The organism is Nonomuraea sp. 3-1Str (assembly GCF_031570565.1).
Classification (GTDB): Bacteria; Actinomycetota; Actinomycetes; order Streptosporangiales; family Streptosporangiaceae; genus Nonomuraea.
This window is the reverse complement of record NZ_JALHBK010000025.1, coordinates 26,172-48,626: the sequence shown is the minus strand read 5'-3', so window position 1 is coordinate 48,626 and position 22,455 is coordinate 26,172. Positions and strand designations below refer to the sequence as shown.

The following is a 22,455-nucleotide window of genomic DNA, read 5'->3' as shown; positions in this document are numbered from 1 at the left end:
GGACATAGGCCCGGACGTTACTCTTGGGAGACCGTGGTCCCGGGCGGCTGCTCAACCCGCCGTCTCTGCTCGGACTAGTTAGCCTCGGGCTTTCACGGGAATTTGAGCCGAGCTGATCGTTACATGAGAAAAGCGCCTTTGAGCTGGGAGGATAAGGCTTGTCGAGAGTCCTGCCCACGCCAGATCAGAAGGCACTTTTCGAGTGACGCGAAACCACCCTTCAGCCGAACCACCAACGCGACCATACGAAGATCACGAAATGTCGAGGTCAGCCATCTAGGCTAGTCAGGCAAGCAAAACCAATTCTGCCGGAGCTCGATCAATTCCCCGGAATCAACGAGCCGGCGGCATGCCGCGAGGATCTCCTCTCGACTTCTGTATTCTCCGGAAACGGCCACCCAGTGCATGATTATGCGCCAGTCATCGAAAATGCCGCGGCCCTTTTCGTCAATATCCACATCGACTTCTAGACCTTGGGGATCCGCCATCCTGCAGCCGATCCCGTGAACAGAGTAGCGCGTCCCGTCCTCAAGTGCGCCATCCCGGGGAACAGCCCCCCGCTGCGCCATGTGCACCACGTCTTCGATGCTGCCGGCATCAGCGATCTGAGCAATGACTCGATCACGAATAGAACGCAGCGCGGCCTCGAAAGACCGCACTGCGTCGATCGCCGCCCATTCAGTCACAAATGAAGCCTATCAAAGCCAACGACATACCACGACTCCAGAACGTCTTCCATATCCCGGTAGCCCTTGAACGGCAGCTCCACCACCCTGTATGGCACATCGATTTCGGCACGCTTCGCCGCCGCTATCCGATGGTGCCCGTCCACGACGAACAGTTTGGCGTCGTGCTTCACTACAGAGATCGGGTCGCCTTGCCATCCATCAGCGCGCATGCTCTGCGTTAATGCTCGCACTATCCGAGAGGAAGCATTCCCTTGGATTGAGTGTGTCCTTTCGAAGTCCCAAGGAGAGGCGGTTTCGCAGTTGTGGACGAGTACCGGCCGGTTCCCCGCCAGTACATAGAACGTGTGGACGGCCGCGACGGTGAGGTCGTGAACCGTGGGGTGGTTGCGCTGCTTCGTGGTGCTGACGACCTGGACGGTGGTGCCGTCCGGCGTGCGGAGGTGGTCGGCGTTCGTCAGGTGGTCGGCGCGGACCCACTGGCGGTCCTTGGCGTCCCAGAACAGGTGGTGTTCGGTGGCGAGGATGACGCCGGTCTCGTCGCCCTTCTCGCCGTCGGTGTCGACGGTGATCTGGACGAGGTTGAGGTAGCCGACGCCCGAGAAGGCGGCCAGCACGAGCTTCGGCGCGGTCCCACCCGTGTGAGGGTCTGTCGCCAGGACCTTCTCTCCGGGCTTGATCTTCTCGATGGCCTTGAACGTGCCGTCGGCCAACTGGACCTTCGTACCGGCGACGAAGCTGTTGCCGGTACAGCCCCCACGAGATCCGGACGACGCATGCGGGCGTCCGGCCTTGCTTCCGCCGGCTCTGGCGGCCGCGCCTTCCGCTCCGGCCGCGTCTTCTGCGGCGCCGCCCATCTTGCCCAGCGCGGATCTCGCCTTGCCGGCCGCCTTGGCTATCGCACCCGTGACGGCCTTGCCGGCCGCCGTGCTCGCGACCTTGCCGAGTACCGCCGATGCGGCCTTGCCGAGGAATCCGCCCGCTGCACCTGTGACGGCTCCTACCGCCGCCGCGTTGAAGGCGCCGCCCAGACTCCACTGGTCACGTGGGGTGGAGACCAGGTAGCCGGCGAGGTTGCCGGCGGCTCCGCCGGCTGCCGCACAGCCGATGCTTCCCGCCCCCGCCGTCGCCGCCTCGCAGCCGATCGTGACGACGATCGTGACGGTGACGTTGACGATGGTGGCCTTGTGCTGGTTCCAGAAGTGCCCGGCCTTGCAGCCGAAGTCCCAGGTGCCGCAGTGCCGTGAGCCGCCGCCACCGCCCGATCCGGAGGACCCGGAGTGGCCGGGGTGGTTGGGATGAGGCCAGCTGCCGTCGCTGCCGGCGCCAGGGTCCATCGCGCCCTTGTGGTGACGGCCGTCGGTACCGGTCCAGGGGCCGTCCGGTTGCAGGCCCGTGGGGTCGGACTTGGTGACCGGGTCGTTGTCGGCGTAGGCGTAGCCGTTCCAGCTCTGCGGGTCGGCGGCGTCGAAGACGGGGTCGACGGAGATGAAGCGGCCGGTTTCGGCGTCGTACTCACGGGCGCCGAGGTGGGTGAGGGACGTCGCCTCGTCGATGGTGCCGCCGACGAAGCCCTTCTGGCCGGGCCAGGACGACGGCGGTGAGCCGCGGAGCTGGCCGAACGGGGTGAAGTACCGGCGTAACGGGGTCTGGGTGTCGTCGTCGCTGACCGAGGCGTCGGTGGTGCCGTGGTTGTCGGAGGCGAGCCAGGTGACGCCCTTGCTGGTGCGGGCGGCGACGATCTGCCCGCCGTGGGAGTAGTACCGGGTCGCCGTCCTGGCGCCGGTCCTGGTGTCGAGCCGGATCTCCATCCCGGCGACGTACAGCGTCGTGGACGTGGGATCGCGGCGGATCAGCCGCTCGCCGTTGGCGTCGTAGAGGAAGGTGCTGACGCCGGACGGGTCGGTGGACTTGGCGAGGTGCCCCTCGACGTCCCACTCCAGCGCCCGGCCGGAGCCGCGCTCGGTGGTGTTGCCGGCGGGGTCGTAGCCATAGCTGTCGATCTGCCCGTCGCGGGTGCCGCCCTTGTACTCGACCGAGGTCAGGGTGTGCGGCTGCGGCTTGCCGGCCCCGGCGTAGGTGTAGGTCTTCGTGACGTCACCGGACGCCTGATGGTCGACCTCCTTGGTACGGTTGCCGGCGATGTCGTACGAGAAGGACTGCCAGTACGGTGCCGGTCCGCCGACGACGCCCTGTGAGGGGTCCGAGGCGCAGTCGTCGGTGGCCGTCCATGCTTCGGCCAGGCGCTGCAGGTAGTCCTGGCGGAAGCACTGCACGTCGGGCGTCTGGCCGGACGGGCTGTCGGCGATCTTGGTGATGTTCCCCGACTGGTCGTAGGTGTAGGTGGTGTCCGCGACCGAGATCGGCGACGTCTCGCGCTCGTACAGGGAGCGGGTGAGCCGGCCGGTGCCCTCGTCGTAGAAGTTGGTCTCCTTCACCCGCTTGCCGCCGCTCGACATCATCATGTCGAGCAGCTGGCCGACCTTGGAGTACGAGGTGGAGGTGACGTAGCTGGTCAGTCCCCGCATGGTGGTGGGGTTGCCGAGCTCGTCGTAGTCGTAGAGGAGCGTCTCCTTCAGCAGGCCGCCGGCCGCGGGCAGCACGGTGCGGTGGACGGTGCCGTCGAGGTTGTAGTCGGTGCTGGTCTCGTAGGTGCCGGTCAGCCCTCCCTCGGCGGCCGGGATGGTGGTCTTGGTGCCGAGGGTCCGGTAGGCGTCGTCGAAGCCGGTGACCGCCGTGGTGTAGGCGTCCATCGCCCCGGTGGTGGCGTTCTTGACGTACCGGGTCGAGGCCGTCGGCTGGCCGTTCACCACCGTGCCGTCGGCCAGCTTGTCGTAGGTCCACTCCGCGAGCTTGGTGCCACTGGCCGAGGTGCCCTCGTACTCGGCGCTCTTGCGGCCGAGCGCGTCGTAGCTGAAGAAGATGCTCTTGCCGCGCGCGTCGGTGGTCGTCACCAGGCGGTCGGTCTTGTCGTCGTAGGTGAGCTTCGCGGTGCCCTTGTCGGGGTCGTCGAGCTGGGAGAGCCGGCCGCGCAGGTCGTAGTGGTACGTCCAGGTGGTGCCCGCCGCGTCCTTGATCGTCGCAGGCTGCCCGGTCGGCGTGTAGGTGTAGGTGACGGCGTCGTAGTCGCCGGTCGGGCCGTCGCCCTTGTACTGCCGGAGCTCGACCAGCCGGCCGTCGGCATCGGTGATCTTCGTGATGGGCGTGGATCCGGCGGGCGGGTCGACGCTGACGCGGTCGCCGCCGTACGTCGTGGTGGTGCGCCACTGCTCGCTCCCGCGCTTGCGGAAGATCTGCGCGGTCGGCCACTCCATGCCGTTGAAGACCGTGACGTTCTGTCCGGGGACGTCGTCGTCACTGGCCGGAGTCCAGAGCGTGCTGCCCGGGTCGCCTTCGGCGTAGTAGTCCTCGTTGGTCTTGTGGACCAGGCCACGCGTGTCGTAGAGGGTGTCGTCCACGACCCGGCCGCCGCCCGGCGCGGGCTGCTGGGTCTGGCGGGGACGCAGCATGCCGTCGTAGAGGGCGTAGCCGGTGGTGTAGTGGACGCCGTCGTTGCGAAGCGTCGCGGTGGACACCGTGGTCGAGCCGCCGGTGCGGATCTGGTAGCCGAACTTCATGTTCGGGGCGGACGGGTACGTCGACCTGGCGTGTCCCGGCAGCCAGACTCCGGTGAGCCGGCCGAGAGGGTCGTAGGCCAGGTCGGTGCGCTTCTGGTTGACGTCGATGGTGGCCGTCGGGACGCCCCACGCGGGCTCCACCTCGGTCCTGGTGACGTGGCCCGCCGCGTTGGTGACCTCGGTGCCGGTGACGGGGCCGGTCGCCGGGGTGTACTTGGTGGTGGTCCTGCCGCCCGAGGCGTCGGTGACGACCTGCGGCCTGCCGTACACGTCGAAGGTGGTGGTGCCGACGGTGACGTACTGCGGTCCGCCGTTCCACGATCCGAGCTTCTCGGTCTTGCTGACGTCGCCCCGGGTGGGCGCGGCGCCGTAGGCCTGGTTGTCGTAGTACTTGCGCACGTCGGAGGCCACGTCGTCCGGCCGGTCAGGCGTGACGGCGCAGGCCTTGGTGACCGTCTCGACGCGCGAGACGTACGAGACCATCCATTTGGCGGCGTTGCGGGCGTACTCGGTGCGGGTGCACTGGTCGTCGTTCGCGGTCGACTCGTCGCCGAGGTCGTCGACCTGGGTGGGCAGGCCGTCGGCGTTGTAGTCGGTGTCGGTGGTGGTGTACCGCCAGCCGCCGGACGCCAGCGCCGTGCGGGTGCGCACCTTGTCCACCTCGACCAGGTGCGCGGTGGTCGTGGCCCAGGAACGGACCCGCTTGGCGGTCTGCCTGGTCCAGTAGCCGGTGATGGTGCCGCTCATGGCGGGTCCACCGGGCCCGTCGTAGTGGATCTCCTCGCGGACGCGTCCCTGCAGGGGCTCGGCGTCGGGCACCGCCGCACCCTCGGAGTCGGTGACCTGGACATCCTTCGTACCGCCGCCGGACTTCTCGTCCCCGTCCATGCCGCGGAAGTAGGTGTACTCCGACTGCGAGCGCTGCTCGGGGGCCTCGCCGTGGACGACCCGCACCTTGCCGTAGCCGCGCCACTGCGACCAGGTCTTGTACTTCTCCTTGGTCAGTCCGTCGTCGTCATCGTGGTGCCAGGCGCCGCCGCCGAGGTACTCGTAGCCGGTCACCTCGTCGGGCGCGCCGCCCGTGCGGTCGATGGCGCGCACCTGTGTGACGACGTACTTGTGGAACCAGTCCAGCTTCGGGCTGGTCGCCCCCTCCGGTGACCAGTACTGGGGGTAGCAGCGGCGGGTGTTGGAGTCGGGTTCGGGCGTGTCGCCGGCCTTGCAGTCCGGGTCGGAGTAGGCGATCGACAGGGAGCCGCCGGTCTCGTTGTCGATGGCGGAGATGCGCCACTTGGTGAGCGGCGGGCGTCCTTCGAGGGCGTCGACACGGTTGGGCTTCTGGATGCCCGCGAAGCGCACAGACGGCAGCTCCGCCGTGGCGCCGACCTTGCCGGCGTGCTGGATGCCCTCGAGCCAGACCGTGGCGGCGGTGCCGTCGCCGGGATCGCGCATCTTCTGCTGGAGCGTCCAGGTGTCGACGTCCTTGTACGTGCTGCCCGACGCCAGGACCTGGGTGGTCACGGAGGCGAGTCGCTTGCGCGTCCAGAAGGTCGGCGAGTACTTGTCGATGCACTTCTCGCCGGAGTCGCAGTTCTGGTCGTAGGGGACGTCGGGCCAGTACTTGGCGTTGTCCTTGGTGAACTTGGTCTCCGCGCAGTCGAAGGTCGAGGTCGGGTCGCAGCGCTCCTTGGTGTCGAACACGACCCGTGCGGGCGCGGAGGAGGAGAAGATCGCCTCCGAGCGCTGCCCGTAGTCGATGCGCTTGAGGTAGCCGCCCCGGTCGTAGACCGTCGGGGTGCCGTTCGGCACGCCGTCGGTGATGGTGGTGACGTCGCGGCGGTAGTAGTTGGTCTCCTTGCCGTACCAGAACGTGCTGACCGTGCCGTGCGGGTCGACGACGTAGTCGAGGTTCCACCGCCACGCCTGCTGACACCATGAGTCGGAGAAGGTGTCCTTGTGACAGGGCTCGCCCGAGTCGTCGCCGAAGACGGGGACGGTCCACGTGGAGTTGGTCTCCGCCTTGCCGCTCGCCCAGCCGGGCAGGTGGTTCTGGCCGAAGAAGTACTGCGTGCCGTCGGGAGTGGTGACCCGCCAGTACTCGCCGTCGTTGTCGCCGTTGTCGGCGCCGGACAGCTTCTCGATCTTGGTGCCGTCGTCGTCCTTGGGCTGCCACGTGCCGGTGGCGTCGTCCAGGACCAGCTCGGTGGCCTGGCCGTTGAGGGACATGGTGGCGTTGCTGTAGCGCCAGCACTGGTCGTTGCGCTTGGGTGTGACGTCGTCGTCGGCGCACTGCTTGTAGCGGCGCTCGATGAAGCCGGGCCAGTAGTCGAAGCCCTCGCCGATCCAGGAGGCCTGGTTGTTGGTGGCGACCGTACGGCCGTCGATGCTGCCGGAGGAGTAGACGAAGGCGACGTTGGGGGTGGGGCCGCCCGGGGTCGGTGGCAGGCGCAGCGGATAGGACCAGGAGAAGGCGCCGCTCTGGTTGCTCACGTTCCAGGTGGCCGAGGGCGACAGGGAGGTCGCCTCGTAGCTGCCCGCCGAGCCCGACGGCCCCGCCTCGGCCGCCAGGGTGGTCGCGCCGGCGGCGGCCAGGTCGACGTCGGCGACCAGGCGCCCGGTCTTGACGTCGTTGCTGGTGGGCAACGGCGTCCGGGCCTGGCATTGCGGCAGGTCGGGCGTGGTGGCCGCGCACGCGGGGAGCCGGACCAGGCGCAGACGGGACGCCCAGTCGCCGCCGTAGGCGTACCGGAAGCCCGAATAGTCCACCTCGACCGCCGCGCGGTGCGACGCGTCGCCCGACGTCCCCTGGGGAGTCAGCTGGATGCCGAGCCCGGTGATGCGCGACCGCTCGGCCGTCCGCGCGTCCAGCACCCGCACCTGGACGTCCGGCACCACGGCCGCGGAGGACGGTTTCCCGGACGAGGACGCCGACGGGGTACCGGACGGTTTCGCCGTCGCGTTCCCGGAGGTGGCGGCCTCGCCGGAGGCGGACGACGGCGGGCCGACCCAGACGGGGAGACTCCCCGCCCGGACCTTCGGCGGCCGCCCCGCCAGGGACTTGTCCGCGGCGGCGCTCGCCTGCGCCGGCCGCGCGACCGCCGTACCCGGGTGTGGCCAGGTCACGGCGGGGGCGCCCTTGAGGTCGAACGCCGCCCCCGGATCCGGCGGGGCGGGACGGGCCTTGCTCTGATGACCGGGTACAGGATGCTGGTCCTGTGCCTGGTGCCACGCCGGGTCGCCGGAGGCCTGGGCCTCCGGCAACGGGACGGCCAGCGTGGCGGGCACCACGACCGCCAGCAGTCCGGCGATCCGAACCCAGCCTCGCCAGGAAGCGAGCACGACTTACCTCCGGATGAACGTCGGTGCAAAGGGGGGCGGAAACGCGGCTTGCTCAGCCGTCCAGCGGCTGACCCATGGCGAGGTTGACGATCTGCCGGTCGGTGAGAGTCCCGGCGTAGGTCTGGACGTCGTCCACGTCGCCGGTGAAGTAGTCGACGACGTCGCCCTTGTACTTCGCGCGGCCGATCTGGAGCGGGCCGCCGGCGTTCCAGGCCGTCGCGAAGGGCCGCACGTCGGCGAGCTGGCCGTTGACGTACAGCCGGAGCTCCTTGGCGACCTCGTCGTACACGCCGGCCAGGTGTGTCCAGGTGTTCAGCGACATGCAGTCGACCACGTCGACCGACTTGGTCTGCGTCATCACCTCGGTGCCGGCGTCCTCGCTCGTCGTGGCGAACGACCAGTGGTAGACCTTCTGCCCGTTGTCGAGGAACCAGCGGTAGCCGAGGTAGAAGCCGCTGAACTTGTCGCCGTCCTGGCTGACCATGGTCATGTTCTGGCCCGGCACGGCGCAGCTGTCGTCGCCGGTCAGGCGCACCCGGGCCGTCACGGTGTAGCCGTGGTCGGTCCGCAGCGGAGCGGACGCGGTGGCCGCGTACGCCGTGGTGCCGTTGAGGCTCAGCACGTTCGAGCCGTCGAAGCCGTCGCCCGACCAACCCGCGTTCCCCTTGAGCGTCGCGGTCCTGGCGTAGCCGGAGGAGTCGGCCGCGGTGGTGCCCGTCCCCTCGTCGAACAGCCAGCGGCCGAGCTGGGCGGGCGGCTGCTTGGCCATGGCGGCGATCTCGTTGCCGAGTGCCGTGTCGTTCACGGTGCGGGGGTCGTCGGACAGGATCCGGTCCCAGACCTTCACCTCATCGATGTCGCCGGCGAAGTTCTCCTGGAAGGTCCCGTTGGCCTTGACCCGTCCGACCTGCAGCGGGCCGGTGGCGTCCCAGGGCGTGTAGGTGTAGGCGGCGGGGGTGGACTGGCGGATGCCGTTCACGTAGAGGCGGAGCTGCCTGGCCGGGGCGTCGTAGACGCCGACCAGGTGGGTCCACACGCCGACCTGCGGTTCGGCGTCGCTGAAGGCCCGGGCGATCGCGGGGTTGTCCTTGTCCGCGTCGTACTTGTTGAAGATCCAGCGCTTGTAGCCCCAGGAGTAGTACAGCTGGAAGCCGGCGCCCCTGTTGCCGGCCTGGCTCACCACCGTGGAGTTCTTGGAGTTGTCGTTCAGGCGTACCCACGCGGAGACCGACATGCCCCTGTCGGTGTGCACCACGGGGTCGCCGGTGGTGCCGTAGCCGGTGGCGCCGTCGAGGTGCAGCGCGCCCTTGACCCGCCCGCCCGTCCAGCCGGTGGTACCGGCCAGCGTCACCGGGTGCGGGCTCTCGGCCGAGTCGGCGGCGGTGGCGCCGGACGTCTCGTCCAGGTGCCATTGGCCGATCGCGTCCTTACCGGCCTTGACGTAGAAGGTGTAGACGGCGGGGGTCTTGCCCACGTTGCCCGCCGTGTCGACGGGGTAGACGTACAGCGTGTTCAGCCAGTCATGACGCGGCGCGACCCGCACGGTCACCGAGGTCTGCCCGGCGGGGACGCTCACCTGGGTCGCGGCCGTGGCGAGGCCGGGATCGTCGAGCGCGTACCTGAAGCGCGTCACATCGCTCTCGCCGTCACCAGGGGCGAGGGTGAACCCGCCGGCCGAGCCGACGCCGCCCTTCCAGTCGTCCGGCGTGCCCGCCGGATAGTCGGGTGAGGTGACCTTGGGGAGCTTCGCCGGATCGACCGTGTCGACCGTGAACTCGCACCACGCGCTCCACGCGCTGGCGTCGGTGCCGTCGAAGGCCCGCACTCTGTACGAGTAGGTCTCGCTCGTGACCAGAGCGGACAGCGTGATCTCGTGGTCGGTGGCCGTGGTCGTGTACTTGTAGGCCGTCTTGCCGCCCCCGGGCAGTGAGGAGGTGACGCTCTCCCACGCGCCGGTGGAGGCGTTGTAGCGGTTCATCATGAACTCGGCGCGCACGCCGTCGTTCGCCTTGTCCGGGTCGTAGATCTTCGCCTTGAGCTTGATCGGGTTCTGGGCGTCCCCGGCGTTCACGGACGGGCGGCCGGCACCCGTGACGCACGGCGTGCCCGGGTAGGTGCCGACTCCGGACGGCGCGGCGGGCGGGGTGTTGTAGTCGACCACAAGCTTCGGCGAGCCGCTGAAGCCCTTCCAGCCCCACACGCTGCCCGCGTCGTCGTTGTAGTCCCGCAGCCCGAAGGTCGTGTTCGACCAGCCGTTCCTGGCGGCTTTGACGATCGCGCTGGTGACGTCGAACTCGATGCCCTTGTCGGGGCAGGAGGAGCTGTAGCCGGCGTCGGAGGCGACGCTGTCCAGGTGATCGGCCCAGGACGGCTGGTGGCTCCAGGTCGTGGACGTGGAGATCCCGCCGGTCAGCCAGAGCTGCGCCGCCTGCGGGTCGTCGGTGCACCCCCATGACTTGTTCTGGGTCATCCGGAACGTGGCCTTCAGGATGTGCTTGCCGTTGACGTTGTCGGAGTCCATCCGGAAGAACGACCGCTTCACCCCGCCGCCGTAGTACCCGATCTCGGGGGCGTGGCTGGAATCCCAGTACGACTCGGACGGATAGGACTTGTCGACGTAGGTCCAGTGCAGCTTCGATCCTGACCACTGGGGATCGATGTAGACCGGGTAGGTGGTGTCGGGAGCGCTCAGCAGGTTCCGGTCCGGCGTGAGCGCGATCTGGTTCCGGGCCACCTCGACGCCCATGACGGCCTGCCGCGCCTCGCGTTCCGGGCCTGTGAGCAGGGGCGAGCGGGCGGCGGATCCGGAGGAGTCCCACATGCGCGGCGCCGGCGAATGGAACATCTCGATTCCCTGGTCGTTGACCGCGCTCAGACCGCCGGTCGCCGTCCTGCGCACCGCGAGACCGTTCGCCCGCATGCCGAAGACGATCTTGGCCAGCGCGGGGTCGGCCGCCGCCTCCTTGTTCTTGACCACCAGCACCTCGGAGAAGCCGAGCACCGACGCGGTGACCCTCAGATCGACACCCGGAAGCACCTCGCCGTACGTCGCGGTGCTCCCGTTGAGCACCGGTTTCGGCAGGTTTCCCGGCCAGCTCATCTCGACAGAGCGTCCGGCCTCCCCCAGCCGGGCCAGCGGGGCCGTCCCGCCGCCGGAGAACGTCAGCTCCAGCGGGGTGGCCACGGTCTTCACACTTCCGTCCGGCGCGAGGGCCAGGGTGGTGTCGACGTCGGCCCAGCCGTCTCCCCTGTGCACCCGCTCGGGCAGGGCCGAGGTCTCCGAGGTGAGCGAGCCGTCGGGGTTGGCGAACACCTGGCGGTTCTCCGTACGCAGGGCCAGCGCCTCCACCCGCTGCCTACCGCGGTGGGCCTGCTGCAGCGCCTCCTGCTCCGTCTGCGCCGGTGGATCGCCGGTGACCGCCGCGGCCGCGGTGTCGCCGCCGGCGAGGACACCACCGGCCACGAGTGAACCGGCCAGTAACGACATGACCGCGGCAAGGGACAACCCGCGGGGGGAACGGGGCATCAAGCCTCCAGGGCGTCTGCGTGATCGCGTGTTCGCGCAGCACTCTTCGGTTCCCGCCGCGTTCGCGAGGGCGCCTACCGCCCTCATGCACGCACGTCACGTCCCCGAGAGTGCCGATGATCTCGATACGCGACCATTTTCGGCATGAGCCAATGAGGGAGCAATTGTTTGCATCTGGATGCAAATTCCCTGGTAGCGGCCACGCCCCGCAGTCGCCATGCCGCACTGCCGGCGGCTCACAGGTGCGGCCTTGGTGCGGGGCACGGTGCGGATGTCAGCGACTGTTCCTGGCTATTTGCATGCAGATGCAAAGGCTGTTGATCGGCCGCTGTTTCCGGCAGGCTGCCTCTCATCGGTCCACAGGCGAATGCGAACGAACACATCCAGGTGCAGAAACGAGTCTGCAATGCCGAAAAGGAGGCTGGTCATGACCAGGAGATCGCGTCTGTCGCGGGGGCTTGTCACGGTGGCTGTGGCGGCGGCCACCGCCACGTCCGTTCTTTCGCCGGCGCCCGCCATGGCGGCGAAGTCGGGCTGCTCGGTCGTGCCGTTCACCCCCAGCGTGAAAAGCCACTACAGCGTCGTGGCCACCAACTCCGCGAGCTGTAAGGGCCGGGTGCGTAACGTTCGTGTCGGCGTGAAGCTGTATCAGTTCAAATCGGGGTGGTACGTGGCGGACAAGAAGTCCGTCTCCTGGGGAACCGTGGCCGTCTCGCGGACCGGTTACGTTCAGAAATGGATACATCCCGTCCCGGAGAGGATCTGCTACAAGTACATGACGTATGCCTGGGCGACCTGGACCTACGCGGACGGGAATCCCGGCGCGGCGGGCCTCTATTCCGCCACCAAGAAATTGTCGCCGAGCCGTTCCTGTTAGGCAGGCGACTCCCCTGCCCCGGGTGGGGGCGTCATGCGCCCCGCGTACGGTGAACCGGGACGCGAGCCGATCCGTGTAGGAGGAGAGGGCCGCCTACACGGGGGGAGGTTCTCGATGGGCGGGAGCAGCCGCCGGCGGGGGCCGGCGACGTTCGCGGCGGCCGCGGCCGCGGCCGCGGTGCTGCTGGGGCTGGCGGGATGCGGCGGGAGCCACGAGTGGTCCGCCGCCCCGCCCCGGTCCCCGGTGCCCGCCACGGCCGCCGCCGAGGTCACCACGGTGGACGTGACCATGGACGACTTCTCCTTCACCCTGCCCCGGCACGACCTGACGTCCGGCTCCTACACGTTCAGGCTGAGCAACGAGGGTGAGTCGCCGCACGCCATGGCGATCGCCGGCCCCGGCATCAGCGGCGCGAGGCGGTCGGGGACGATCACACCCGGGCAGCGGACGTTCCTCACCGTCACCCTCCGGCCGGGGCGCTACGAGGTGTGGTGCCCGGTGGACGACCACCGGGCCCTGGGCATGGACACCGCCTTCGACGTCCGCTGACACGTCACCCGCGCCGGGTCGTCACACGAGCGGGTCGTCACACGGGCGGGGCCAGCCAGGCGGTCGTGTCGGGCGGCAGCGCTCCCCCCGCCACGGAGCCGCTGGCCAGCAGGACCTCGCCCGGCGGGAGCGGCACCGGGACCGGGCCCAGGTTCGACACGCACACCAGGCCCGAGTCGCGCCGAAAGGCCAGCACGTCCTCGCTCAGCGGCAGCCAGGTCAGCGTGCCGTCGCCGAGCAGGTCACGGCGCAGGCGCAGCGCCGTGCGGTAGAGGGTGAGCATCGAGTCCAGGTCGGCGAGCTGCGCCTGCGCCGTGAGCTTGCGCCAGCCCTCCGGCTGCGGCAGCCAGGGCGGGGCGGACGGGTCAGGCCCGCCGAAGCCGAACGGCGGCTCCTCCCCCGACCAGGGCAGCGGCACGCGGCAGCCGTCCCGGCCGGGGTTGGCGCCGCCCGACCTGGCGAACATGGGGTCCTGCCGCGCCTCGTCGGGCAGGTCCTCCACCTCCGGGAGGCCTAGCTCCTCGCCCTGGTAGACGTAGACGCCTCCGGGCAGCGCCATCGCCAGCAGCGCCGCCGCCCTGGCCCGGCGCCGCCCCAGCTCCAGGTCCGTGGGGCTGCCGTGCAGCCGGCCGCCGTGCTGGAAGCCCGTGTCGGCCCGGCCGTACCGGGTCACGGGGCGGGTGACGTCGTGGTTGGACAGCACCCACGTCGGCGGGGCGCCGATCGGCACGTGCGTGGCCAGCGTCAGGTCGATCACCCGGCGCAGCTCCGCCGGGTCCCAGGGGCAGGACAGGAAGTCGAAGTTGAAGGCCGTGTGCAGCTCGTCGGGCCGCAGGTAACGGGCGAAGCGCTCCTGGTCGGGCAGCCACACCTCGCCGATCAGCACCCGCTCGCCGTACTCGTCGGCGATCCGGCGCCAGCGCCGGTACACCTCGTGCACGCCGTCCAGGTCCTCGTACGCGTCGTCCGACTTGTACAGCAGCGCGGCCGAGTCGACGCGGACGCCGTCCACGCCCCGGTCGAACCAGAAGCGCAGCACGTCCTCGAACTCCTGGTGCACCTCCGGGTTGTCCCAGTTGAAGTCGGGCTGCTCCGGGGCGAACAGGTGCAGGTACCACTGCCCGTCGGGCACCCGCGTCCACGCCGGCCCGCCGAAGATCGACGACCACCCGTTCGGCTCGTCCCGGAACCAGAACCGGTCCCTGGTCCGGGGGTCGGCCAGCGCCTCCTGGAACCAGGCGCTGGCGGTGGAGCCGTGGTTCGGCACGACGTCGATGATGACCCTGATCCCGTGCTCGTGGGCCTCGGCGACGAACGCCTCCGCCTCGGCCAGGGTGCCGAAGACCGGCTCGATGTCCCGGTAGTCGGCCACGTCGTAGCCGCCGTCGGCCATCGGCGACGGGTACCACGGGTTCAGCCAGAGGGCGTCGACACCGAGGTCCTTGAGGTATCCGAGGCGGGAGCGCAGCCCGGCCAGGTCCCCGCAGCCGTCACCGTTGCCGTCGGCGAAGCTGCGCAGGTACACCTGGTAGATCGCGGCCCCCCGCCACCACGTTCGCGACATGCTCATCCTTTGATGCTTCCGGCGGTCAGGCCCGCCATGATGTGCCGTTGGAAGAAGAAGAACACGATGATCGTCGGGACACTCGCGATGACGAGCCCGGCCATGATCGCGTTCTGTGACACCGCTCCGGCCGTCTGCGACAGGCCGACGCTGACGGTCATCCTGTCGCTCTCGGTCATGACCAGCAACGGCCAGACGAAATCCTTGAACGAGGCGACGATCGTGAAGATGGAGACCACGCCGAGAATCGGCCGCGACACCGGCAGCACCACGGACCACAGCACCCGCAGCGGCCCGGCGCCGTCGATGCGCGCCGCCTCGATCAGCTCCCTCGGTATGGAGTCGAAGAAGCGCTTGAGCAGGAAGATGTTGAACCCGTTGGCCGCCGCGGGCAGCCACAGACCCCACGGGTCGTTGAGCAGCCCGAGGTCGGCGACCGTGACGTACAGCGGGATCAGCACCACCATGGGCGGGACCATGAGCGTCGCCAGCATGGCGCCCAGCACCACGTTGCCGAACGCCGGGCGCAGCTTCGACAGCGCGTAGGCCGCGCAGACGTCCACCGCCATCGAGAACAGCCATCCGCCCAGCGCGTAGAACGCGGTGTTGCGCAGCAGCAGCCCGATGTCGAACAGCTCCCAGGCCTCGGCGAAGGCGTCCAGCGTGGGCGCCTCCGGCACCGCGGTGGGCGGCATCCGGGCGAGCTCCTCGCCGGTCTTCATCGCGCCCGTGACCATCCAGTACAGCGGGAAGACGAACGCGAGCGTGGAGCCGGCCAGCACCGTGAGCAGGACGGCCCAGTAGACGCGCCGCCCCCACCGGCTGTTGAGCTGCTGCGGCGAGACGATGGTCCGGAAGCGCACCTCGATCGGCTTGGGCCGGTTCCGCCCGCGCGCCCGGCCCGCGGAGGTGCGGGCGCCGATGGAGATCATGCGCTCTCCCCCCGGTCGTCACGGGTGAGCCGGAGCTGGAAGGCCGCGAAGATGAGCAGCGCCAGCATGAGCATCATGCCCAGCGCGCCCGCCTGGCCGTAGCCGTCGCCGTAGGTGAACGCGAACTGGTACATCAGGTAGGCGACGGTGACCGTGGAGTTCTCCGGGCCGCCGCCGGTCAGCATGTACGGCTCGATGAAGACCTGCATGGTGGCCACGATCTGCAGCATCAGCATGAGCAGCAGGATGAGCCGGGTCTGCGGGATCGTGACATGCCTGATCCGGGCGAGGATGCCGGCCCCGTCCAGCTCGGCCGCCTCGTACAGCTCGGGCGGGATGTTCTGCAGGGCCGCCAGGTAGATGAGCGTGGCGCTGCCCATGTTCATCCACGTCGAGACGAGCACGAGGGAGATCAGGGCGGTGGAGGAGGAGTCCAGCCAGGCCAGCGGGGGCAGGTGGACGAGGTCGAGGAGCTGGTTGAACAGCCCGGGGCCCGGGTCGTAGAACCACCTGAACAGCAGCACCGCCACGATCGGCGGCAGCATGACCGGCAGGTAGACGACGAACCGCAGGTAGCCCCGGGCGTGACGGAGCTCGTTGAGGACCAGCGCGGTGACGAACGGCACGGCGTAGCCGCAGACCAGCGCGAGCACCGTGAACTGCACGGTGTTGAGCCACGCGGTGCCGAACGCCGGGTCCTGGAAGACCGCCCGGAAGTTGTCCAGGCCCACCCAGCTGGGCGGATCGACCAGGTTGGTCCGCTGGAAGCTCAGCACGAACTCCCTGACCATGGGGTACCAGGCGAACACCGCGAAGCAGGCCAGCGCCGCGCACAGGAACCCGTAGGCCGTGAGGTTGCGTCTCAGGACTCCCACGCGGGTCAGCCCTTGGCGGCCAGCAGCGCGTTGGCCTTGGCCTCCGCGTCGGCGAGCAGCTTGCCGGGGTCGGCCTCGCGGCGGCTGAGCACTCCGGACATGACCACGTCGAGGATCGCGTACAGCTCCTGGGCGTGGGCGGGCTCGGCCTTGGGCGGCACGGAGGAGGCGGCGGCCACGTACGGCGCGTAGTTGGCGACCGGCAGGGTGGCGTTCTTCTCCCGGTCGGCCTGGATGGCCTTGCCGGTGGGCGAGCCGCCGTAGACGTCGTTGTCGGGCACGCCGACGGGGTTGCCGAGGGTCTTGCCGCGGGCGAAGTCGAAGCGTCCCTTGCCTACGGTGTTGTAGCGGAAGTCGAGCCACTGCAGGGCGGCCTTGGCCTGCTCGGGGGTGGCCTTGGGGTTGATCATGAACGCCTCGCCGCCGCTGAGCGACGCCTTGGCCTCGGGGAAGCCGGTGATGCCGTAGTCGGCGACGTTGCCCTTGAACTTGTTGACGACGTCGGTGACCACGTCGGGGGCGCCGAGCATCATGCCGACCTTGCCGCTGCCCATCGCCATCATCAGCGACTCCCAGCCGACCAGCAGCCGGCTGCCCATGCTGTCGTCGGTCCAGCGCATGTCGTGCAGGTTCTGCAGGACGGCGCGGCCCTCGGGCGAGTTGAACGCGGCCTTCTTGCCGTCGTCGGTGAGGACGGCGCCGCCGCGGCCGTAGAGGGCCTGGGTGAAGTGCCAGCCGCCGGTGTTGCCGCCGGAGTACTCGCCGTAGCCGACGTAGCCGGGGCCCAGGCCGGCGATCTTCTTGGCGGCCTCGCGGATCTCGGCCCAGGTGGCGGGCGGCTTGTCCGGGTCCAGCCCGGCCTGGGTGAACAGCTTGCGGTTGTAGACGAGGCCGACGCTGTAGTGGACGTTGGGGACGCCGTACACCTTGCCGTCCTTGGTCACCAGCTCGCGGACGTCGGCGCGCAGGTCGTTCCAGTTCCTGATCAGGCCCGTGTACGGGGAGACGTCCAGCGCCTGGCCCTTGCCGATGACGTCGGCGTAGTTGGTCACCGGCACCACGAAGGCGGTCTCCATCTGGCCGCCCGCCAGCTTCGGCCCGAACGTCTTGGGGTCGAAGCACGGCTGCTGGTCGGTGCTCCTGACCGTCACGCCCGGGTGCGCCTTCATGAACGCGGCGATGTCGTCGTCCCAGGCGGCGCGCTCCTTGGGCGCGGACTTCGCGGGCTGGCAGGCGACCGTGATCGTCACCGGCGCGGCGCCGCCGGGGCCGGGCTCGGCGGGCTCTCCGCCGCCGCACGCCGTGACCGAGAGGGTGAGCGCGGTGGCCAGTAAGAGTGCTGCCGATTTCTGCCCGGTGAATGTCTGCATGGGTTCGACCCTTCTGGTGCGAGGTGCCCACACCATAGGATCGCCGACCGTGCACTGCAATATCTCGACGGACTATTGCAAGATAACGACTCCGTCACGCACGTACGCGGGCCGTGGACGCCCGGACCACCAGCTCCGGCTCGTACAGCAGCTCGTCGGCGGGCACCACGGCCTTGTCGATCTGCGCGACCAGCAGGTCCACGGCCGCCCGTCCCATGGCGTCGATCGGCTGGCGCACGGTGGTGAGCGGCGGGTCGGTGCAGTTCATCAGCGCCGAGTCGTCGAAGCCGATGACCGAGACGTCGGCGGGCACGGACATCCCGGCGCGCCGCACCGCCCGGACCGCGCCCAGCGCCAGCAGGTCGCTGGCGCAGATCACGCCGGTCACGCCGCGCGCCACCAGCCGGGCGGCCGCCGCGTGGCCGCCCTCCAGCGAGAACATCGTGTGCTCCACCAGCGCCGGGTCGCCGCCGCCCGCCTGGAAGGTGTCCAGCTTGCGGCGCGACGGGACGTGGTCCTTCGGGCCGAGCAGCAGGCCGACGCGCTCGTGACCGAGCGCCCGCAGGTGGGCCAAGGCGATCTCGGCGGCCACCACGTCGTCGCAGGACACCTGCGGGAAGTCCAGCCGCTCCACGGCCGCGTTCACCAGGACCGTGGGCAGCTTGCGCTCATGCAGCAGCTCGTAGTGCCCGTGCGAGGCGTCGGCCTGGGCGTACAGGCCGCCGGCGAAGACCACGCCGCTGACCTGCTGCTGGAGCAGCAGGTCGACGTAGTCGGCCTCGGAGACGCCGCCGACCGTCCTGGTGCAGAGCACGGAGGTGAACCCCTGCTGGGCCAGCGCCCCGCCCACGACCTCGGCGAAGGCCGGGAAGATCGGGTTCTGCAGCTCCGGCAGCACCAGCCCCACCAGGCGGGCCCGGTCGCCGCGCAACTGGGTGGGCCGCTCGTAGCCGAGCACGTCGAGCGCGGTCAGCACGGCCTCCCGGGTGGCGCCGGACACCCCGGGCTTGCCGTTGAGCACGCGGCTCACGGTCGCCTCGCTCACCCCGACCTTCTTGGCCACGTCTGCCAGTCGTCGCGTCATGCGCAAACTATACGGCGAATCACGCAAATATTTGCAAGCACTTACGTAGACCCGACATGCCTCTGGAACGTCCCGGGCACATCCGGGCGGGGCGCGAAGCCGTCCGGGTCAGGGGCCGCAGGCCACCGTCAGGTCGGCCATCCCGAACACCAGCTCGTCGTTGTTGTACCAGGTCGCCGCGCCCATGCTGCCCGACACGGTGGTCCCGTAGGAGGTGAACCAGTACGAGTGATTCTCGATGGCCTCCAGGGCCGTCGGGTAGTTGGCCGGGCAGGTGACCTGCAGGTTGCCGTACGAGTGGCCGTTGACGTAGACGCTCTGCTTGAACTGCGGCCTCGGCAGCCCGGCGGGCTTCACGTTCGAGCACGTCAGCGTCAGCGTGACCGTGACCACCACGGGCCCGTACTTGCTCTCCTCGGCGTACGTCTGCGAGTTGTGGAAGTTGACCTTCGCGGCCTGCGCGCTGCCGTCCGGGATGGACTGCCAGAAGTCGTCGTAGTGGCCGTACGACAGGTCCTCCTGATTCCCGGTCTTGGTGGTGGCGCTGGTGCCCTTGATGTACGGCATGGTCGAGGGACATTTGGCCAGCACGTACCCCTTGCCCTGGGCACGCGCCGAGGAGAGGTTCGACACCGTACCCGTCACCTCTCCGGTGTCCGCGGCGAGGCCGTTCGCGGCGTGCGCCGGAGCGGAGAGCCCCAGAAGCCCCGCGGCCGTCAGCACGGCGGCCACTCCCATGCGTGCGTGGTTCGACATCATTCCGATTCCTTCCTCCGTAACGGTCGCGCCCCGGGGATCCGGTGGCGCGGAGGGAGCACGGTCGACGTCCGGGGGGTATCGGGGTCACCGTCCCTTCCGGGCGTCTCGCTCTTCTCACGGTAGGAAGGCGGGCTTGGGGCCCACTTGGTCCGGGCTTGGGCCGCACTGGCCGGCACCGGCCGGCGCGGGACCGGCCGGTGCGGCGCCGGTCAGTCGGCCTCGACGGGTACGGACGTCACGCCGGCCACGCCGGTGGCGGGGCGGCGCCAGGGGCCGTTGAAGAAGAAGACGGCCGGGATGAACAGGACGAGACAGCCAAGGCAGACCAGCAGCCACGTCTGCCAGCTCGTCGCCTCGACCACGCGCGGGATGACCAGCAGGCCGACGACCGCGATGGCCTTGGTGAGGAAGCCGAACAGCCCCCACGCGGTCCCCTGGAGCCTGGGGTCCACGTCCTCCGCGTCCTCGGAGTAGTTGGCCATCCAGGGCGCGTAGGCCACGCCGAGCGAGCCGCCGAGCAGCGCCCCGGCGATCATCAGCGTGCCGGTCGGCACGTCGCCGCCGCCGAGGGCGTGGGCCAGGTAGGCGGTGACGAGGACCGCCGCGACGGTCCCGCCGAGCGCGAAGGGCTTGCGCGTCCGGGTGCGGTCGGAGACGCGCCCGAAGACGATCAGCGTGAGCAGGTTGAGGCTCCAGAAGGCGGCCATGACCGTGGACGCCTGGGCGGCGCTCATGCCCAGGGAGTCGACCAGCATGACCTGGCCGAACAGGGTGAGCGTGAGGAACAGCACCAGCCACAGCGAGATGCCGACGACGTGGGCCCAGATGGCGCGGTCCGCGAACAGCGACCGCACCCGGGACGGCCGGGTGAGGTCGACGACGTGGGCGGCGTCGTGCTCGGAGTGCTGGATGCGGGCGCGCAGCTCGGGCGAGAGGTCGGCGATGTTGAAGGCGATCACCAGCGAGATCACCAGCGAGAAGCAGCCCATGATGACGAACTGCGAGCGCCAGGAGTCGCCGAAGACGGGCAGCGTCCAGCCCGCCACGGCGGAGGCGAGCAGGTTCGCCCCGACGGGGCCCCAGGACCAGAAGCCGAACGCCTGCGCCCGGCCCAGGCGGGGGGAGAAGTCGCGGACCAGCGGCGCCGTGCTCGCCATGGCGACGCCGTCGACGAAGGCCAGCGCGATCCTGGCGATCAGCAGGTCGCGCGGGCTGTGCACCAGCGTCATCGCGAAGCAGCAGAGGGCGGTCACCAACATGAGCGGCACCAGCAGCCGCACGCGGCCGACCCGGTCGGTCAGCCTGCCGCCCAGGGCCGACGCGACGGCCCCGGAGACGGCCGCGGCGCCGGACACGGCCCCGTACGTGGCGAGCGACATGTCGAGGTCCTTCAGCAGCAGCGGGACCACCGGAGCGATCTGCGCCTCGTAGGAACCGATGAGGACGGCCAGGACCGCCATGGTGAGGATCTTCATGCGGCGGGCGCCGGTGGGGTACTCGTCGAGCTCGCGTACGGAGAACAGGCCCATGAACACGCCTTTCTGGTGGGATGTCCCCTCGCCCATGAGTTCTAGAAGCAAGCTCTAGAATTCGTTTCCACGAATGGTCCGTCGCCGCACGCCTCCCGTCAAGGGGCTGTGAGCCCTCGCCAATTTTAGATGTACGTTCTAGAATCTGCTTCTGGCACTTCTCTCTCACGAGCAGGAGCACGATGACCGCCTCACGCAAACCCGTCCCCAAGCCGACGCCGGAGACCCAGCCGTTCTGGGACGGAACGGCCAGGGGCGAGCTGCGGGTCCAGCGCTGCCGCGGCTGCAAGCGGCACTACTTCTATCCACGGCCGGCCTGCCCGCACTGCGGCTCCGGCGACGTCGCATGGGTGACCACCGGCGGCCGGGCCACGCTGGTGTCCTACGTGATCAACCACCGGCCGGCGCCCGGCTTCGAGGACGACGGGCCGTACGCCATCGCCCTCGTCGAGCTGGAGGAGGGCGTCAGGATGATGACCAACATCGTCGGCGTGGAGATCACTCCGGAGAATTTGCCCCTCGACATGGAGCTGCGCGTGGTGTTCGAGCAGCGCGGCGACATGGCGGTCCCGCTGTTCCAGCCGGCCGGAGCCGCCCGATGAACATCGTGATCGCGGGGGCGGCCGAGACCGACGAGGTCGGCAGGCTGCCCGCCCACTCCACCCTGGCGCTCCATCTGGAGGCCGCGCGCAACGCCCTCGCCGACGCCGGCATGACCAAGGACGACATCGACGGCGTCGCCACCGTCGGCGTGCCGGGCCCCGTGCAGATCGCCCACGCCCTCGGCATCACCCCGGCCTGGCTCGACGGCACGGGCGTGGGCGGGTCGTCGTTCCTCTTCCACGTACGGCACGCCGCCGCGGCCATCCGGGCCGGCCAGTGCCACACGGTGCTGATCACGCACGGCGAGTCGGGCCGCTCCCGGGTGGGCGCCGGATACCCGGCGCTGGGCCGGGACTCGCTGATGGGCCAGTTCGAGCTGCCGTACGGCGTGTCCGGCCCGTCCACGGCGTTCACGCTGACCGCGCTGCGGTACATGAAGGAGACCGGGCTCACGCACGAGCAGCTCGCCGAGGTCGCCGTCGCGCAGCGGCGGTGGGCGCACCTCAACCCGCGCGCCATGTACCGCGACCTGGTCACGGTGGAGGACGTGCTCGCCTCGCGGCTGGTCGCCTACCCGTTCCATCTGCTGGAGTGCTGCCTGGTCACCGACGGGGGCGGCGCGCTGGTCGTCACCTCCGAGGAGCGCGCCCGCAGGCGGCCGGTCCACCTGCTCGGCTCCGGAGAGTCGGCCGATTCGCCGATCGTCTCCCAGATGGAGGACCTCACCACCTCCAAGGGCTTCCGCCTGTCGGGGGAGGCGGCGTTCGCCGAGGCGGGCGTCTCCCACGGCGACGTCGACCACCTCATGATCTACGACGCGTTCGCCCACGTCCCGATCTACGGCCTGGAGGACCTCGGCTTCCTCAAGCGCGGCGAGGCGGGCGCGTTCATCGCCGAGGGCCACACGTCGCCGGGCGGGCGGCTGCCGCTCAACACCAACGGCGGCGGGCTGTCCTACACCCATACCGGGATGTACGGCATGTTCGCCATCCAGGAGTCGGTGCGCCAGCTTCGCGGGGAGGCCGCGGCGCAGGTGCCCGGCGCCGAGGTGAGCGTGGTGCTCGGCAACGGCGGCATGTTCGCCTCGGCCGCGACCCTGGTGCTGGCCAACCGGCTGCCGTGACGGCGGCGTCCGCGCGAGGGTC

14 protein-coding genes are annotated in these 22,455 nt (G+C 69.7%); 4 read left to right on the top strand and 10 right to left on the bottom strand.

Going from position 1 to position 22,455, the window contains the following annotated elements; genetic code table 11:
• Window positions 1–281: 281 nt before the first annotated feature.
• From MTP10_RS31180 to MTP10_RS31170, 3 genes are read right to left on the bottom strand one after another with little or no spacing between them, the layout of a single operon-like run.
• Entirely contained in the window at window positions 282–686 is a 405-nt protein-coding gene (locus tag MTP10_RS31180) for a DUF6896 domain-containing protein (protein ID WP_310713743.1), read from the bottom strand.
• Window positions 683–7,642 carry an RHS repeat-associated core domain-containing protein gene (locus MTP10_RS31175; RefSeq protein ID WP_310713741.1) on the bottom strand — a complete coding sequence of 2,320 codons (6,960 nt, stop codon included), beginning with the start codon at window positions 7,640–7,642 and terminating at the stop codon, window positions 683–685. Before MTP10_RS31175 ends, MTP10_RS31180 begins: the two co-directional genes overlap by 4 nt.
• Window positions 7,643–7,694: 52 nt before the next feature.
• Window positions 7,695–11,168, bottom strand: coding sequence for a LamG-like jellyroll fold domain-containing protein (locus MTP10_RS31170; RefSeq protein ID WP_310713739.1), 3,474 nt, complete (start codon window positions 11,166–11,168; stop codon window positions 7,695–7,697).
• Between the two features lie 427 nt (window positions 11,169–11,595).
• Here MTP10_RS31170 and MTP10_RS31165 point away from each other — a divergent pair, with 427 nt between their 5' ends.
• Together MTP10_RS31165 and MTP10_RS31160 are read left to right on the top strand one after the other, a co-directional pair.
• Window positions 11,596–12,045, top strand: a complete 450-nt coding sequence (locus MTP10_RS31165; protein WP_310713736.1) for a hypothetical protein — start codon at window positions 11,596–11,598, stop codon at window positions 12,043–12,045.
• 114 nt (window positions 12,046–12,159) lie between these two features.
• Window positions 12,160–12,594 (top strand): cupredoxin domain-containing protein, encoded by a 435-nt coding sequence (locus MTP10_RS31160; RefSeq protein ID WP_310713734.1) that lies wholly within the window; start codon window positions 12,160–12,162, stop codon window positions 12,592–12,594.
• Between the two features lie 37 nt (window positions 12,595–12,631).
• On the opposite strand, the gene MTP10_RS31155 is transcribed toward MTP10_RS31160, so the two are convergent.
• The 7 genes from MTP10_RS31155 to MTP10_RS31125 form a co-directional block, all read right to left on the bottom strand.
• Window positions 12,632–14,158 carry a glycoside hydrolase family 13 protein gene (locus MTP10_RS31155; RefSeq protein ID WP_310713732.1) on the bottom strand — a complete coding sequence of 509 codons (1,527 nt, stop codon included), beginning with the start codon at window positions 14,156–14,158 and terminating at the stop codon, window positions 12,632–12,634.
• 2 nt (window positions 14,159–14,160) lie between these two features.
• Window positions 14,161–15,090 (bottom strand): carbohydrate ABC transporter permease, encoded by a 930-nt coding sequence (locus MTP10_RS31150; RefSeq protein WP_310713729.1) that lies wholly within the window; start codon window positions 15,088–15,090, stop codon window positions 14,161–14,163.
• Window positions 15,087–15,965: a sugar ABC transporter permease gene (locus MTP10_RS31145; RefSeq protein ID WP_310713726.1), complete on the bottom strand. Its 879-nt coding sequence runs from the start codon at window positions 15,963–15,965 to the stop codon at window positions 15,087–15,089. The genes MTP10_RS31150 and MTP10_RS31145 overlap by 4 nt, the downstream gene beginning before the upstream one ends.
• 5 nt (window positions 15,966–15,970) lie before the next feature.
• The gene (locus tag MTP10_RS31140; RefSeq protein WP_310713723.1) at window positions 15,971–17,335 is read right to left on the bottom strand and encodes an extracellular solute-binding protein; all 1,365 of its coding nucleotides are present in this window, start codon (window positions 17,333–17,335) and stop codon (window positions 15,971–15,973) included.
• A gap of 94 nt (window positions 17,336–17,429) precedes the next feature.
• Window positions 17,430–18,419, bottom strand: a complete 990-nt coding sequence (locus MTP10_RS31135) for a LacI family DNA-binding transcriptional regulator (RefSeq protein ID WP_310713721.1) — start codon at window positions 18,417–18,419, stop codon at window positions 17,430–17,432.
• Window positions 18,420–18,527: 108 nt separating this feature from the next.
• Window positions 18,528–19,178, bottom strand: a complete 651-nt coding sequence (locus MTP10_RS31130) for a hypothetical protein (RefSeq protein WP_310713719.1) — start codon at window positions 19,176–19,178, stop codon at window positions 18,528–18,530.
• A 209-nt stretch (window positions 19,179–19,387) separates the two neighbouring features.
• The gene (locus tag MTP10_RS31125) at window positions 19,388–20,743 is read right to left on the bottom strand and encodes an MFS transporter (protein ID WP_310713717.1); all 1,356 of its coding nucleotides are present in this window, start codon (window positions 20,741–20,743) and stop codon (window positions 19,388–19,390) included.
• 146 nt (window positions 20,744–20,889) lie between these two features.
• On the opposite strand from MTP10_RS31125, the gene MTP10_RS31120 reads away from it, so the two are divergent.
• Window positions 20,890–21,309, top strand: coding sequence for a Zn-ribbon domain-containing OB-fold protein (locus tag MTP10_RS31120; RefSeq protein WP_310713715.1), 420 nt, complete (start codon window positions 20,890–20,892; stop codon window positions 21,307–21,309).
• The gene (locus tag MTP10_RS31115; RefSeq protein ID WP_310713714.1) at window positions 21,306–22,433 is read left to right on the top strand and encodes a thiolase C-terminal domain-containing protein; all 1,128 of its coding nucleotides are present in this window, start codon (window positions 21,306–21,308) and stop codon (window positions 22,431–22,433) included. The genes MTP10_RS31120 and MTP10_RS31115 overlap by 4 nt, the downstream gene beginning before the upstream one ends.
• Window positions 22,434–22,455 lie beyond the last annotated feature (22 nt).

What these genes read in the sequence shown, in the direction of transcription:
- MTP10_RS31170 (WP_310713739.1), bottom strand. Translation starts at nt 11,168, where the DNA reads ATGCCCCGTTCCCCCCGCGGGTTGTCCCTTGCCGCGGTCATGTCGTTA.
- MTP10_RS31165 (WP_310713736.1), top strand. Translation starts at nt 11,596, where the DNA reads ATGACCAGGAGATCGCGTCTGTCGCGGGGGCTTGTCACGGTGGCTGTG.
- MTP10_RS31160 (WP_310713734.1), top strand. Translation starts at nt 12,160, where the DNA reads ATGGGCGGGAGCAGCCGCCGGCGGGGGCCGGCGACGTTCGCGGCGGCC.
- MTP10_RS31155 (WP_310713732.1), bottom strand. Translation starts at nt 14,158, where the DNA reads ATGTCGCGAACGTGGTGGCGGGGGGCCGCGATCTACCAGGTGTACCTG.
- MTP10_RS31150 (WP_310713729.1), bottom strand. Translation starts at nt 15,090, where the DNA reads ATGATCTCCATCGGCGCCCGCACCTCCGCGGGCCGGGCGCGCGGGCGG.
- MTP10_RS31140 (WP_310713723.1), bottom strand. Translation starts at nt 17,335, where the DNA reads ATGCAGACATTCACCGGGCAGAAATCGGCAGCACTCTTACTGGCCACC.
- MTP10_RS31135 (WP_310713721.1), bottom strand. Translation starts at nt 18,419, where the DNA reads ATGACGCGACGACTGGCAGACGTGGCCAAGAAGGTCGGGGTGAGCGAG.
- MTP10_RS31130 (WP_310713719.1), bottom strand. Translation starts at nt 19,178, where the DNA reads ATGATGTCGAACCACGCACGCATGGGAGTGGCCGCCGTGCTGACGGCC.
- MTP10_RS31125 (WP_310713717.1), bottom strand. Translation starts at nt 20,743, where the DNA reads ATGGGCGAGGGGACATCCCACCAGAAAGGCGTGTTCATGGGCCTGTTC.
- MTP10_RS31120 (WP_310713715.1), top strand. Translation starts at nt 20,890, where the DNA reads ATGACCGCCTCACGCAAACCCGTCCCCAAGCCGACGCCGGAGACCCAG.
- MTP10_RS31115 (WP_310713714.1), top strand. Translation starts at nt 21,306, where the DNA reads ATGAACATCGTGATCGCGGGGGCGGCCGAGACCGACGAGGTCGGCAGG.